Below are 13,125 nucleotides of genomic sequence, written 5' to 3'. Positions count from 1 at the left end.
TCATGAAGCCAGTTTCAGAGAGCAATGGTTATACTGAGCAGTTCATCCTCGGCGAAGGCGATCTGCGATTCGCCGTCAAAGACACGCTGGATATCGCCGGATACCGCACTCAGGCGGGTTGCCCGGCGCTGGCAACGTCGCCAGCCGCGCACAGCCATGCAAGCGTAGTGTCGCAATTACTGGAAAACCGTTGCGTACTGACGGGCAAAACCACGCTGCATGAACTGGCCTTTGGGGTAACGGGGATCAACCCGCGCTGTGGTACGCCGGTTAACCCGCGTTTCCCGGCGCTGATCCCGGGTGGCTCATCCAGCGGCTCGGCGGCGGTCGTTGCATCCGGCGAGGTGGATTTTTCACTCGGCACCGATACCGGCGGCTCCGTGCGGATGCCGGCGGCCTGCTGCGGCGTGATGGGCCTTAAGCCTGGCTATGGCGTGTTAAGCCGTCAGGGCGTTATGCCTGCCGAAAGCTCTCTCGATTGCGTGGGTGTCTTTACCCGTAATGCCGCAGTGCTGCGCCAGGTGATGACGCGCCTGTCGGTGCCTGTTGACGCCCCGCTGAATTCCTTGCCGCCGGTAGCGTATGTGCTGGCGGCGGAGCCCGATATCGACGCCTTAATCCTGAACGCACTCTCACAGACCGGGGTTTCTGTACAGGAAACCACGCTGCCACTGCTGGAAGAGGCGCACCGCTCGGGGTTAACGCTTATCAGCCATGAAAACTGGCTGGCATTAGGCCCGCTACTGGCAAGCGATGACGTATCGCCGGATGTGGCGTCCCGTATCCGCGCCGGAGCAGACGTCAGCCGCGAAGCGCTGGTACAGGCAGAAGAGGTCCGCGTGGCTTTTAGCGAACACCTTGATGCCGTACTCAAACAGACGCCGCTGCTGGCGCTGGCCACGTTGCCAGAGCTGCCGCCCACGTTACAGGAAGCACAAGATCCACTTGCTGTCGTCAACCTGACGCGACTGGTACGCCCGTTCAATCTGAGCGGCCATCCCGCACTCACGTTGCCGGTGGGGGAGATCGACGGCCGTCCTGTGGCCCTGCAACTGGTCGCCCGCAAAGGGCATGATGGCCTGCTGGTGCAGGCCGCCGAATGGCTCACGGCGCGACGACGCCACTAGCCACCCCCTGTTTTCATTTTCCTGATTTCTCAGTGAGTACGACTCATTGCGGCCCCGTTCGCCCTCGCGACAGCCGCGGATAACTATTCGGAGGTCGCTATGTCTGCTGCACAGGTTCGTGAAGAGCTGGTTTCGCTGCTGAGTGATGTTGCCGCACGCAGCCCTGATTTTGAGCACCAGCGCCATATTTCTGACGATGTGATCGCCCGTTTCAGAGAGGTGGGCGTATACCGCGCACTGGTGCCGAAAATGTACGGCGGTGATGAATGCTCTCCGGCGCAATTTTGCGAGCTGATAGAACAAATCTCTACCGCCGATGGCTCTGCCGGATGGGTGGCAAGCTTTGGCATGAGCCCGTTTTACCTGGGCGCACTGCCGCCGGATACCCTGAAAGAGCTGTATCGCGATGGGCCGGACGTGGTCTTTGCGGGCGGCATTTTCCCCACCCAAAAAGCCACTCAGGCCGATGGTGGTTATCGGGTGAGCGGTCGCTGGAGCTTTGCCAGCGGCAGCATGGGGGCTACGGTGCTGGGCGTGGGCATTTTGCCGGAAGGCGATCAGGCACTGCCGCGCATGGCGGTACTCCCCCGTGAGCGCGTACAGATTGATCCCGTCTGGGACACCGTCGGGCTGGCCGGTACCGGCAGTCATGACCTGGTGGTAAACGATGCTTTTGTTCCTCAGGAATGGACCTTTATTCGCGGTGGCGCACTGAACCTTGAAGGGCCGCTGTACCGCTATCCGGTGCTTTCCCTGGCGACCCAGGTGCTGTCGGTGGTGGCGCTCGGCGTGGCGCGTGCCGCACTCAACGAGATCTATGCCATCGCTCATCGCCAGCAGTCCGTCACCGGCGCGCCACGTCTGGCCGACCGGCCGCAGGCACAGATGCAAATTGCCCGCTGCGAGGCGGAACTGCGCTCAGCGCGCGCCTGGTTTTACGACGCCATCGACGACGTGTGGCAGCGACTGCTGGCGGGCGATGACGCCAGCTGCGAACAAATTAACGCGCTACGTCTTTCCTCAACGCACGTGACCCGCGTGGCCGCCGATGTGGCGCGTCAGGCGCTGGCGCTCAACGGGATGAGCGGCGTCACTATGCGTAGCCCGCTGCAACGCTACGTGCGCGACACGATGGTTATTACCCAACACGCCTTTATGGGCGACCTCTCGTACCTCAATGCCGGGACGGTCTTTTTCGGCGGCAAACCGCTGCCGGGTTACCTGTGATTTTTAACGAAAGGAGCAACACATGAGCCAGTCAACCACCTTACGCGTGCTGTTTTGTATTGGGGTGAATCAGAACTTTTTTGACGCCAGTGCGACCGAGGCAAAACAGGTCTGGGCCGCCTTTGGCGTGATGATGAAAGGCATCGACGAGACGCCGGGGATCCGCGTGATCGGCAACATGGATGACGACCAACTGATGGTCGGGCCATCGACCACCGCCCCCTGGACCACCTACGTGCTGGCGGATGCCGAGCGCCTGGAAAACGTGGCTGCCGTCTGCAACCTGTTCCGCACCACGCCGGTAGGCGACAGCGGCAGCAAGCTGTGGAAGTACTGCAAAATCGAAGCCCGCGTGGGCCGTGAACTGATTATCCAGAACTAACGGGGCCCGCGATGAACGCCCAGGATGCGCTGCGTTTACAGCAGCTTGAAGACAGCCAGGCCGCCCGCGTCTGCATTAGCGATTACATGCGCCTGTGCGACAGCCTCGACAGCCCCGAAACCGTGCAGGCCATTGGCGCCTTGTTTACTGCCGATGCCTGCTGGGAGGGCATCGGTGAACCTTATGCCACGCGTCTGGGACGCCATCTGGGGCGCGAGGCCATCGTCACCATGATGGCGGGTTACGTGCGTCAGCCTGCGCACTTCGCCATGAACGCCCATTTTTTGTGCTCAGAGGCGATATGGCATGAGCCGGACGGGCAGTTGAAGGGCCGCTGGCTGATGCTGCAAACCTCGGCGTTCAGTGCCGGTGGAGCGCACCTGAATGCGGCGGAAATCCGCGTCACTTTTGTGCGCGATGCGCACGCCATGGCGATGGCCCATTTCACGACCCGCAATCTGTTCAGCAGGCCGGTTGACCACTGGCACGCGGCGGATGTGCTTCCCGTACCGGATAAAAAATAAGACTTGCAGGATACTGGACATGCAATGCGATCACCTCATCAACGTGAAGAACATCGATACCACCACGCCAGCCACGCCGACTACCGCGGAGATTGCGGCGCTGGTGCAGCACGACCGGGTACACACCTCGCTGTACACCTCGGAAGCGCTGTTCAGCCTGGAGCTGGACAGGATCTTCAGCAAAACCTGGGTGTGGGTCGCCCACGCCAGTGAAATCCCGGACACCGGCAGTTTTAAAACCACCGAGATCGGCACACAGCCGGTGATCGTGGTGCGCGATCGCAAAGGCACGGTTCACACCCTGCTGAACCGCTGCCGCCACCGCGCAGCGACCGTTTGCGAACACCGCAGCGGCAAAACCAACAGTTTTGTCTGCCCGTACCACGGCTGGGGCTATGCGCTGGACGGCAGCCTGCGCGGCGTGCCGCACCCGGAAAGCTACGCCGACCAGCTGGAAAAAGGCGAACTGGGGCTGGTGTCGCTACGTACCGAACAATATGCCGGGATGATTTTCGCCACCTTTAACGACCAGATTGAGCCGCTGGAGGATTTCCTCGGCGTGGCGAAGAAGTGGATGGATCTGTTTATGAAACAGGGGGCAGGTTACCCGATCAAAACCGGCCCGGCACACCGTTTCCGCTTCCCGGGCAACTGGAAAATCCAGCTCGAAAACACCACTGACGGCTACCACTTCCCGGTGGTTCACCGTTCGTTTTTAAGCTCGGTCGATAAGCAAACAGAAGAGATGCTGAATTTTGTGGATGGCAGCGGCTACGTCGAAGACTTAGGCAACGGCCACAGCGTGATGGTGATGATCCCGGAGCTGGTGGATCTTGACGCTAACCTCGATGCGCCCATCCCGGAGCGCTTTAGTGAGCTGGCAGACGCCCTGCGCGAAGACCACGACGAAGAGCAGGTCCGGCGTATTGTGCGTGCGGTCGGCGGCTCCGGTTTTAACCTCAATATCTTCCCGAACATTGCCTGTTCGATGGCGTTCTTCCGCGTGCTTCAGCCGGTGTCCGTCAACGAAACCGAAATTCACCATGCGGTGATCACCATGGATGGCGGGCCGGAAATCGCCAACCAGGCGCGTCTGCGTCTGCACGAACACTTCCAGGGGCCGATGGGCTTTGGCACGCCGGATGACTCCGAAGCCTGGGAGCGCGTTCAGCGCGGGGCCACCTCGGGCAACGATCTCTGGATCATGCTCAACCGTGGGCTGGCAGGGGAATACCGCTCCGACGATGGCCTGCGCAGTGACGTGAGCGCTGAAACCGGGATGCGCGCCGCCTACCAGCAGTGGAAAAAGCTCATGACGGAGAACGCGCAATGATGACGCCTGATTCAGCACTCTTTACCGCCATGTCGGTAATCAATCTCGAAGGTGATTTGCTCGATCAGGGCGAATTCAACACCTGGCTTGAACTGTGGCAACACGATGGCCTGTACGTGGTGCCAATTGATCCGACCGAAACGGATTTCAAAAACACCCTCAACTACGCCTGTGATGACCACCACATGCGGGAAAAGCGTGTGAAACGTCTTTACAGCGGGGAGTCGATCTCCACCACACCACGCGCCCGTACCTTGCGCACCCTGTCGCGCTTTCGCGTGCTGGGATCCGCCGAGGACAGCATTGTGGTGCGCGGGGCGCAGTCCCTGTGGGAGCACCGTAAAGGCCACAGCCGCCACTACGCGGCGGACATTACCTGGCACCTCCAGCAGCAGGATGGCCGCTGGCTTATTCAGCAAAAGGTGATCCGCCTGGTGAACAGCGACGATGTGCTGCACAGCATCGGCTACATCCTCTGAGGAGCTGACCATGACGCAAACCGTATTAGTGACTGGCGCTGCCGCCGGTCTGGGACAGGTTATCGCCGCCACACTGCTCGGGCAGGGCTATCAGGTGGTGCTGACCGACGTAGACGCCAGCCGCGCACAGCAGGCGGCAGATGAACTGGATAACGGCAAGGTGCTGGCGCTTGGGCTGGACATCCGCCAGCCGCAGGATTTTGCCCGTGCGCTTGATGCCACCCTCGACCACTTTGGCAGCCTGCAGGTGCTGGTAAACAACGCCGCGCTGACGCTCACCACACCGGTGATGGAGATCAACGTCGACGAGTTCGACCGGGTTATCTCTACCAATCTGCGCGGCACGTTTATCGGGTGTCAGACGATGGGGCTCTATTTTGCCGACCGGGGCTATGGCCGAATCATCAACCTGGCGTCCCTGGCCGGGCAAAACGGGGGCACGGCCTCCGGGGCACACTACGCCGCATCCAAGGGCGGCATTTTAACGCTGACCAAAGTCTTTGCCCGCGAACTGAGCAAATCCGGCGTGACGGTAAATGCCATTGCACCGGGCCCGATGGATCTCCCCACCGTTCACGCGCTGGTCCCGGAAGAGAAGATGGCCGGGCTGCTGCAAATGATCCCGGTGGGCAAACTGGGCGAGGCGGAGTTTGTTGCCCAGGCCGTTGCGTTGCTGGCTTCACCCCAGGCGTCGTTTGTCACCGGGGCGACCTGGGACATCAACGGCGGCCTGTTTATGCGTTGAGGAGTGAACATGCTGACATTACAGGTTATCCGACGCGAGGTGCAGGGCGACGTGGTGTTGCTGACCCTGGCGCATTCTGAGGGCATCGCACTGCCAGTGTTTCGCGCGGGGGCTCATATCGACCTGCATCTCAGCGCCGACCTGGTCCGCCCGTATTCCCTTTGCGGCGATCCGCAGGACCGGCAGCACTATCAACTGGGCATCCTGAAAGAAGGGCGCTCAAAGGGCGGATCTCTTGCGGTACATGCCCTGCGTGAAGGCGACGCCATTGCGGTCAGCGAGCCGCGCAATCTGTTTGAGCTGGAAGACCGCGCGGCGCACACCCTGCTGATTGGCGGGGGAATTGGGGTCACGCCGATGCTGGCGATGGCTGCTGAACTGCACGCCGCCGGACGTTCTTTCGCACTGCACTACTGCGCCCGTTCGCGTGCGCAGGCGGCGTTTGTCTCACAGCTGGAACGTGCCCCTTACGCAGCACAGGTGCAACTGCACTTCAGCAACGAACAACGGCTGAACCTGGCTGCGGTGCTGACCGATGTGCCAGCGCAAACCCACGTGTATGTATGCGGCCCCACGCGGCTGATGGATGCCGTCACTGAACAGGCGCAAACCCTGGGGTACTCGTCGGGCCAAATCCATCAGGAATGTTTCAGCGCTGAGGTGCAAACCGGCGGCTCGGCCTTTGATGTGGTAGCGGCCACCAGCGGTATCACCGTGAAGGTGCTGGAAAACCAGACCATTGTCGAAGCCCTGGCCCAGGCCGGGCTGAAGGTCAATGTCTCCTGCAAGCAGGGGATCTGCGGCAGTTGTTTAACCGACGTGCTGGAAGGGGATGTGGATCATCGTGACCACTATCTCACCGATGAAGAGAAAGCCGACGGCGATCAAATCCTGCTGTGCTGTTCCCGCGCGAAGTGCGGGCGTTTAGTTATCGATCTGTAAGGGGATACCCATGACTCTGCAAACTGAATTTCGTAATGCGATGGCACAGCTCGGCAGCGCGGTATCGGTGATCACCACCGACGGCCCGGCGGGAAAATTTGGCTTCACCGCCTCTGCCGTCTGTAGCGTGACCGATCAGCCGCCGACCCTGCTGGTCTGTATGAACCGCAACTCTTATGCCCACGAACACTTTCGCCGCAACGGGGTGTTGTGCGTCAACGTGCTCTCCAGTAGCCATCAGGAGTTATCCGGCGTGTTTGCCAACGCGAGCCTGCGCTCAGACCAGCGTTTTCTGCATGACAGCTGGCAGGTGATGAGCAGCGGTGCGCCGGTGCTGAGCTCCTCAGTGGCCAGTTTCGACTGCCTGATAGCCGATTGCCATGAAGTTGGCAGCCACTCGGTTTTTTACTGCCAGGTGCAGGCCATTCGCATCAGCGAACAGCCGTGTGGGCTGGTCTATTTTAACCGCCGTTACCATGCCGTCGGGCATGACATTGAGGCTTAGCCTTTTTCCCGAATACAGGGGAGTGCGTAATGAGCAATGTCGTCACAGAAAACAACATCACCACCGGGGTGAACCAGGATGCGGGCCAGATGCGCAAGCTGGTGATCGCCTCGGTACTGGGGAATGCGCTCGAGTGGTATGACTTTTTCCTCTATGGCACCGCAGCGGCGCTGGTCTTTGGGCCGCTGTTCTTCCCGGTCGGCGGCGATCCTCTTCAGGGGACGCTGCTGGCGTTTTCCGGTTTTGCGGTCGGCTTTCTGGCGCGTCCGCTGGGTGGCATCGTCTTTGGGCACCTGGGTGACCGCTACAGCCGCAAGATGACGCTAATCATGACCTTAACGCTGATGGGGGCGACCACGTTTGTGATTGGTCTGCTGCCGGTCTATAGCCAGATTGGCATCTGGGCGCCGCTGACGCTGATTATTCTGCGCTTTTTGCAGGGTGTAGCCTCGGGTGGCGAGTGGGGCGGTGGCGTGCTGATGTTGAGCGAAAATGCACCGGCATCGCGCCGTGGGTTCTACACCGCGTGGAGCCAGATGGGCGTCTCGGGCGGGTTCGTGCTGTCGGCATTTGCCTTCTGGCTGGTTCAAAAACTCCCGGAGTCCGACTTTATGTCCTGGGGCTGGCGTGTACCGTTCCTGCTGAGCATTGTCATCTTTCTGGTCGGGGTTTACATCCGTAAAAACATCCGCGAAAGCAAGGCGTTTACCCAGGCGAAGCCGGAAGATAAACACGAAAAAATCCCCCTGCTGGTCCTGGTGCGTGAACACCCGAAAGCGCTGCTACAGGCCATCGCCCTGCGCCTGCCGGAAAACGGCGCGTCGTACATCTTTTTCACCTTCTCCGTGGTGTATGCCAGGCACATTGGCATCAGCACCGGGGACATCATCAGCGCCGTGACCCTGGCGATGCTGGTGGAGTTTTTCTCCATTCTGTTCTGGGGCGCGTTGTCGGATCGCATCGGCCTAAAACCGGTCTATTACATCGGCGTGATGGGTCTGCTGGTGATGGCTTTTCCGTTTTTCTGGCTGCTTTCTACGGGGAGCTACGGCGCGATCATGCTGGCCATGTTCCTCGGCCTGCCGTTTTGCCACGGAGCGATGATCGGCACACAGCCCTGCATCATGAGCGATCTCTTCCCGGTGCGGGTGCGCTATTCCGGGCTGGCGCTGGGGCATGAGGTGGGGTCGATTTTCTCCGGCGGATTAGGGCCGATGCTGGCGGTGGCGTTGCTTATCGAGTTCGACGCTGCCTGGCCGGTTTCCATTCTGCTGGTGGTCTACGCACTTCTGGCGTGGGTTGCGCTACGTAGCCTGCCGTCTCAACACGAGGAAAAACAATGATTGATAAAAGGATGTCGGACATCGACAGCGCGGTGGCGGACGTGTTCGATGGCGCGGTGGTGATGGTGGGCGGCTTTGGCCCGGCGGGGCAACCGTCGGCGCTGCTGGACGCGCTGATCCGCTGCAAACCCCGGGGGCTGACGCTCATCAGTAATAACGCAGGCAATGGCGACTACGGCCTGGCGGCGCTGCTGAAAGCCGGATGCGTGAAAAAGGTGATTTGCTCCTTCCCGCGCCAGGTGGACTCCTGGGTGTTCGACGACCTCTATCGTCGCGGGGAAGTGGAGCTGGAACTGGTGCCGCAGGGCAATCTCGCGGCGCGGATCCAGGCGGGCGGTTCGGGTCTGGGGGGCATCTTCACGCCAACCGGGTTCGGCACGGAGCTGGCGCAAGGCAAAGAGACTCGCCGTATCGACGGCAAAGATTATGTGTTTGAAACACCCCTGAAAGCCGACTTTGCCCTGATCAAAGCGCTGAAGGCAGACCGCTGGGGCAATCTGGTGTACGACAAAACCGGGCGTAACTTCGGCCCGATTATGGCCACCGCGGCGGCCTGCACCATTGCGCAGGTGAGTGAAACCGTCGCGCTTGGCGAGCTTGATCCCGAAGCCGTGGTCACGCCGGGGATTTTTGTGCAGCGCGTGGTAACGGTCGCGACGGCGCTTAAGGAGTCTGCGTGAATAAATTAACCCATCAGCAGCTGGCGCAGCGTATTGCGCGCGATATCCCGGAAGGGGCGTATGTCAATCTCGGCATCGGGATGCCCACGCAAATTGCGAATTACCTTCCGCCAGACCGCGAAATTTTCCTGCACAGCGAAAACGGTATTCTCGGCATGGGGCCTGCGCCAGCACAGGGAGAGGAAGACCCCGAACTCATCAACGCCGGAAAACAGCCCGTCACGCTGCTGGCGGGCGGCTGTTATTTCCACCACGGCGACTCCTTCACCATGATGCGCGGTGGACATCTCGATATCTGCGTGCTGGGGGCGTATCAGGTGTCCGAACGTGGCGACCTGGCGAACTGGAGCACTGGTGAACCTTCCTCTATTCCTGCCGTGGGCGGGGCGATGGATCTGGCGATTGGTGCGAAAAAAGTGTTTGTGATGACCGAACACCTGACCAAAAACGGTGCCTGCAAAATCGTCAACGCCTGTACTTATCCGCTTACCGGGATGGCCTGTATTGACCGCATTTATACCGACATGGCGGTAATGGATATCACCGACAGCGGCGTGGTGGTCCGCGAGCTGTTCGGCGATATCACTGCCGACTATCTGCAATCTGTCACGCCCGTTGCACTGACGTTCGCGTTACAGACTGACGAAGCCACGGCGTAACGGAGGGTGACGATGGATCTCGAATACCGACTGGATGGCGACAGCACGCTGCCGTTACTGGTGCTCTCGAACTCGCTGGGCACCACCTGGGAGATGTGGCAGGCGCAGCTGCCCGCCCTGACAGAACATTTTCACGTGCTGCGTTACAACACGCGCGGACATGGTCGTTCACCGTTAGCGCAGCATGACCTCAGCCTGGCCACGCTTGGGCAGGATGTTATTTCGATGCTCAACCATCTTGGCGTGGAGCGCGCCTTTTTCTGCGGGATATCCCTGGGCGGCCTGACTGGGCTATGGCTCAACAGCCACGCGGCGGGGCGTTTTCATCGTCTGGTGGTGGCGAACACCGCCGCCAGAATCGGTGAAACAAGCGGGTGGTTGCAGCGCGCAAAGCTGGTGCGTGAGCAGGGTATGGCACCTGTGGCCGGCAGTGCTGCCGACCGCTGGTTTACGCCAGCATTTCGACAGGCTCATCCGGCGGTGGTGGAAAACCTGGTGACCGCCCTGGCCCACACGCCCACAGAGGGTTATGCCGCCTGTTGTGAAGCGCTGGCGCGCGCCGACCTGCGCGATGAGGTGCCAGCCATGCAGCGCCCGATGCTGGTGATTGCCGGAGAAGACGATCCGGTAACCACCACGCACGATGCCGAATGGTTGGTGGTGGAAGCCCCGCACGCGCACTACCTGGCGTTGCCTGCTTCGCATCTGTCTAACGTCGCCTGTGCCCAGGCATTCAGTCAGCACGTCATCTCTTTCTTAACTACCGGAGCAGAACATGAACATCACGATTGAATCCATCGCCTGCTGGCTGGTGGATATCCCGACTATTCGGCCACACAGGCTGTCGATGACCACGATGGGCTGCCAGACGCTCGCCATCGTGCGCATGACCTGTGCGCAGGGCGTGGTGGGCTGGGGCGAGGCCACCACCATCGGCGGCCTGAGTTACGGGGCCGAAAGCCCGGAGGCCATTAAATCGGCCATTGAAACCTACCTGGCACCGCTGCTGTGCGGCAAAAGTTTCAGCGGCCCGGCTGTGCTGGCCGAAACCATGAACGCCAGCGTGAAGGGCAACACCTTTGCGAAGTCCGCCCTCGAAACCGCGTTCCTTGATGCGCAGGGAAAAACACTTGGCGTGCCCGTCAGCACATTGCTGGGGGGCGCGCTGTGCGAACGGCTGCCGGTGCTCTGGACGCTGGCGAGTGGTGATACCGACAAAGACATCGAAGAGGGCAAACGCCTGCTGACGGAAGGCCGACACAACGCCTTCAAACTCAAAATTGGCGCCCGCGAACTGGCAACAGATGTTCGCCACGCCCTGGCGATCAAGGCGGCGCTGGGGGATGAAGTCAGCATTCGGGTGGACGTTAACCAGGCCTGGGATCTCACTACCGCAATGAAAGGAATGCGCCAGTTGCAGGACGGGGGGATAGACCTCGTGGAGCAGCCCATTCCGCTGTGGGACATGCAGGGGTTAATCACCCTCAGCCAGCGCTTTGAGGTGCCGATTCTGGCTGATGAAGCGGTGGCGACTCGCCACGACGGTTACGCCCTGGCGCGTGGCGGCTTCACGGGCGCTTACGCGCTGAAAATTGCCAAAGCGGGCGGCCCGGTGCAGGCGCTGAAGCTGGCACAGGTGGCCCAGGCGGCGGGCGTGGCGCTCTATGGTGGCACCATGCTGGAAGGCACGCTGGGAACCGTTGCCTCACTCCATGCCTGGTCAACGGTCAGGATGCAGTGGGGCACGGAGATGTTTGGCCCGCTGCTGCTAAAAGACGACATCGTGGTGCGCCCGCTCGATTTTAGCCAGGGGCAGGTGAGCGTACCGCAAGGCCCGGGCCTGGGTATTGAGATTGATGACGATAAATTGCGCCATTACGCGCGTCAGTAAGGGGTTCATATGCTGTTTAAAGTGGAAATGACGGTCAACATTCCCGCCTCACTGCCAAAGGTGCAGGCGGATGAAATTAAAGCCAAAGAGAAAGCCTATTCGCAACGGTTACAGCGCGAAGGCAAATGGCTGCATATCTGGCGGGTGGTGGGGCAATACGCCAATGTCAGCATCTTTGACGTTGCGGACAATCAGGAGCTGCACACGCTATTAACAGAGTTACCGCTCTACCCGTATATGGACATTACCGTGCAGCCGTTATGTGCGCATCCGTCGTCGATTGATAACGAAAAATAGTAAAAACCGTACCCTACAATAACGAGGAACATGCAATGTCCAAAAATCCTGCACATCAGTCTGAACTGGAAACCTTACTCGCCATCAGCAGCGGTCTGAATGCCGACGGCGGAAACGATCGTTTTAAGAACATCATGCACCAGCTCCTGAGCGACCTGTGCCAGACCATTAAAAAATTCGACATCACCGACGAAGAGTTCTGGGTGGCGGTGAACTACCTGAACGAACTGGGTGAGCGCAAAGAGGCGGCGCTGCTGGCGGCAGGGTTAGGGCTTGAGCACTATCTGGATATGCGCGCCGATGAAAAAGAGACCGCAGCCGGAACTGAGGTGGGCACCCCTCGCACGATCGAAGGGCCGCTGTATGTGGCCAATGCGCCACTGAGCGAGGGGTTTGCGCGCATGGATGATGGCAGCGAAAAAGCAGAAACCATGTGGCTGCACGGCAAGGTGACTGACCTTGACGGTAAGCCGGTTGCGGGGGCGATTGTCGATATCTGGCACGCCAATACGCATGGCGGCTACTCGTTCTTCGACCCGTCACAAAGCGAGTACAACCTGCGTCGCCGTGTTAAAACCGGCGCGGACGGCCGCTACGCGGTGCGCAGCATTGTGCCATGCGGTTATGGCTGCCCGCCGGATGGCCCAACGCAAAAACTGCTGACCGGCCTTGGTCGTCACGGCAATCGTCCGGCGCACGTGCATTTCTTTGTCTCGGCACCAGGCTTCAAACACCTGACCACCCAGATCAACCTCAATGGTGATCAATACCTGTGGGACGACTTTGCCTTTGCAACCCGTGAAGAGCTGATTGCTGACCCGGTGAAAATTACCGACAGCAAACTCGCCCGCGAGCGCGATATCAACGCGCCGCATACGGAGGTGAGCTTTAACTTTTCGCTGGTGCAGGCAGCCGAAAATGCTGAGGAGTCGAGGGGGAAACGCTCGCGCGTGAAAGAGTAACACCGGCGGGCAGCATCCCGGTGCTGCCC

16 protein-coding genes are annotated in these 13,125 nt (G+C 60.2%); all 16 read left to right on the top strand.

Annotated features, from left to right (window positions below; all coding sequences use genetic code 11):
* Positions 1–2 precede the first annotated feature (2 nt).
* Positions 3–1,127: an amidase gene (locus HV107_RS25265; protein ID WP_182061431.1), complete on the top strand. Its 1,125-nt coding sequence runs from the start codon at positions 3–5 to the stop codon at positions 1,125–1,127.
* 99 nt (positions 1,128–1,226) lie between these two features.
* Positions 1,227–2,354 carry an acyl-CoA dehydrogenase family protein gene (locus HV107_RS25260; protein ID WP_182061430.1) on the top strand — a complete coding sequence of 376 codons (1,128 nt, stop codon included), beginning with the start codon at positions 1,227–1,229 and terminating at the stop codon, positions 2,352–2,354.
* A gap of 22 nt (positions 2,355–2,376) precedes the next feature.
* Positions 2,377–2,736 carry an IacB protein gene (locus tag HV107_RS25255; protein ID WP_166715748.1) on the top strand — a complete coding sequence of 120 codons (360 nt, stop codon included), beginning with the start codon at positions 2,377–2,379 and terminating at the stop codon, positions 2,734–2,736.
* 11 nt (positions 2,737–2,747) lie between these two features.
* Entirely contained in the window at positions 2,748–3,260 is a 513-nt protein-coding gene (locus HV107_RS25250) for a nuclear transport factor 2 family protein (protein WP_182061429.1), read from the top strand.
* 19 nt (positions 3,261–3,279) lie between these two features.
* Positions 3,280–4,593 (top strand): Rieske 2Fe-2S domain-containing protein, encoded by a 1,314-nt coding sequence (locus tag HV107_RS25245; RefSeq protein WP_182061428.1) that lies wholly within the window; start codon positions 3,280–3,282, stop codon positions 4,591–4,593.
* The gene (locus HV107_RS25240; RefSeq protein ID WP_182063593.1) at positions 4,593–5,072 is read left to right on the top strand and encodes an aromatic-ring-hydroxylating dioxygenase subunit beta; all 480 of its coding nucleotides are present in this window, start codon (positions 4,593–4,595) and stop codon (positions 5,070–5,072) included. The genes HV107_RS25245 and HV107_RS25240 overlap by 1 nt, the downstream gene beginning before the upstream one ends.
* Before the next feature lie 10 nt (positions 5,073–5,082).
* Entirely contained in the window at positions 5,083–5,817 is a 735-nt protein-coding gene (locus HV107_RS25235) for an SDR family NAD(P)-dependent oxidoreductase (RefSeq protein ID WP_182061427.1), read from the top strand.
* A gap of 9 nt (positions 5,818–5,826) precedes the next feature.
* A complete protein-coding gene (locus tag HV107_RS25230) occupies positions 5,827–6,759 on the top strand; it encodes a PDR/VanB family oxidoreductase (protein WP_182061426.1) in 933 nt (310 codons plus the stop codon).
* A gap of 10 nt (positions 6,760–6,769) precedes the next feature.
* A complete protein-coding gene (locus HV107_RS25225; protein WP_182061425.1) occupies positions 6,770–7,264 on the top strand; it encodes a flavin reductase in 495 nt (164 codons plus the stop codon).
* Positions 7,265–7,293: 29 nt separating this feature from the next.
* The gene (locus tag HV107_RS25220; RefSeq protein ID WP_259349662.1) at positions 7,294–8,607 is read left to right on the top strand and encodes an MFS transporter; all 1,314 of its coding nucleotides are present in this window, start codon (positions 7,294–7,296) and stop codon (positions 8,605–8,607) included.
* Entirely contained in the window at positions 8,604–9,287 is a 684-nt protein-coding gene (locus tag HV107_RS25215; protein ID WP_182061424.1) for a 3-oxoacid CoA-transferase subunit A, read from the top strand. The genes HV107_RS25220 and HV107_RS25215 overlap by 4 nt, the downstream gene beginning before the upstream one ends.
* Positions 9,284–9,946, top strand: a complete 663-nt coding sequence (locus tag HV107_RS25210) for a 3-oxoacid CoA-transferase subunit B (protein WP_182061423.1) — start codon at positions 9,284–9,286, stop codon at positions 9,944–9,946. Before HV107_RS25215 ends, HV107_RS25210 begins: the two co-directional genes overlap by 4 nt.
* A gap of 12 nt (positions 9,947–9,958) precedes the next feature.
* Entirely contained in the window at positions 9,959–10,738 is a 780-nt protein-coding gene (gene pcaD / locus HV107_RS25205; protein WP_182061422.1) for a 3-oxoadipate enol-lactonase, read from the top strand.
* A complete protein-coding gene (locus HV107_RS25200) occupies positions 10,722–11,837 on the top strand; it encodes a muconate cycloisomerase family protein (RefSeq protein ID WP_182061421.1) in 1,116 nt (371 codons plus the stop codon). Before pcaD ends, HV107_RS25200 begins: the two co-directional genes overlap by 17 nt.
* A gap of 9 nt (positions 11,838–11,846) precedes the next feature.
* On the top strand, positions 11,847–12,134 hold the full coding sequence (catC, locus tag HV107_RS25195; protein ID WP_182061420.1) for a muconolactone Delta-isomerase: 288 nt from the start codon (positions 11,847–11,849) through the stop codon (positions 12,132–12,134).
* A 35-nt stretch (positions 12,135–12,169) separates the two neighbouring features.
* Positions 12,170–13,096 carry a catechol 1,2-dioxygenase gene (gene catA / locus HV107_RS25190; RefSeq protein ID WP_182061419.1) on the top strand — a complete coding sequence of 309 codons (927 nt, stop codon included), beginning with the start codon at positions 12,170–12,172 and terminating at the stop codon, positions 13,094–13,096.
* Positions 13,097–13,125: the final 29 nt, after the last annotated feature.

Source organism: Enterobacter sp. RHBSTW-00175, from assembly GCF_013927005.1.
Classification (GTDB): domain Bacteria; phylum Pseudomonadota; class Gammaproteobacteria; order Enterobacterales; family Enterobacteriaceae; genus Enterobacter.
Note: the sequence above shows the minus strand (reverse complement) of the source record. Positions and strands in the feature narration are given on the sequence as shown.